The organism is Aeromonas sp. QDB18, from assembly GCF_027705325.1.
In the GTDB taxonomy this organism is placed as follows: Bacteria; Pseudomonadota; Gammaproteobacteria; order Enterobacterales; family Aeromonadaceae; genus Aeromonas; species Aeromonas caviae.
Window position 1 is genome coordinate 1 of the sequence record NZ_JAPDBQ010000337.1, and the last position, 804, is coordinate 804.

The 804-nt window shown below is 51.5% G+C and carries 1 pseudogene; it reads left to right on the forward strand.

Going from position 1 to position 804, the window contains the following annotated elements:
- Window positions 1–804 (forward strand): annotated as a pseudogene (locus OKC30_RS21230) (IS4-like element ISApu2 family transposase); the annotation flags it as partial.

The window sequence follows — 804 nt, forward strand, 5'->3', positions numbered from 1 at the left end:
GTATAAACCCTTTCACAACCAGTTACGCAAGCAGGGTTTTCCCTTGTTCATGCGCGCACTGGTTGAACGAGCCATCGCCTTACGCCTCAAGGAGTGTCTACCGGACGCCCACGGACTGGCAGGCTTTGAGCAGGTACTGCTGCAGGACGGGTCGTCATTCGCGTTACATCCGCAATTGGCAGAACATTTCCCGGGCCGATTCAATAAGCACAGCCCCGCTGCGGTAGAGTGTCATATGACCATGTCCTTGCTGGACCAGTCGCCGATATCGATGAGTATCACGGCGGATACCGAATCGGAGCGCAAGCATCTTCCGGCCGCAAATTCGTTAAATAACAAACTGTTATTGGCGGATGCCGGTTACATCAGCCGCGAGTACTTTGCTGATGTGACCAAAGCCAAAGGAAGCTATCTGGTCAGAGGGAGTCAAAATCTCAATCCCAAAGTACAGGCAGCTTACCGACAGGACGGCAGGGAAATGCCCAAGTTACTCGGAAAAAAGCTCAAGGATATCGATCGGAGAAGCTGCAGAGCCGAGGTTCTGGATCTGGATGTGAGTTCGGGAAAGTATAAATATCGACTCATAAGACGTTGGTTTGCAGAGGAAAAACGGTTCTGTATATGGATGACCAATCTTCCGCGTGAGCGATGGCCAGCCGAGAAGGTGATGGCATTGTATCGTTGCCGTTGGCAGATCGAACTGTTGTTCAAAGAGCTGAAATCACATAACCGGTTGAAGGCGTTCGCGACACGACAAAAAGCGATAGCGGAAGGCTTGATCTGGGCTAGTTTGCTGGCCTTGCT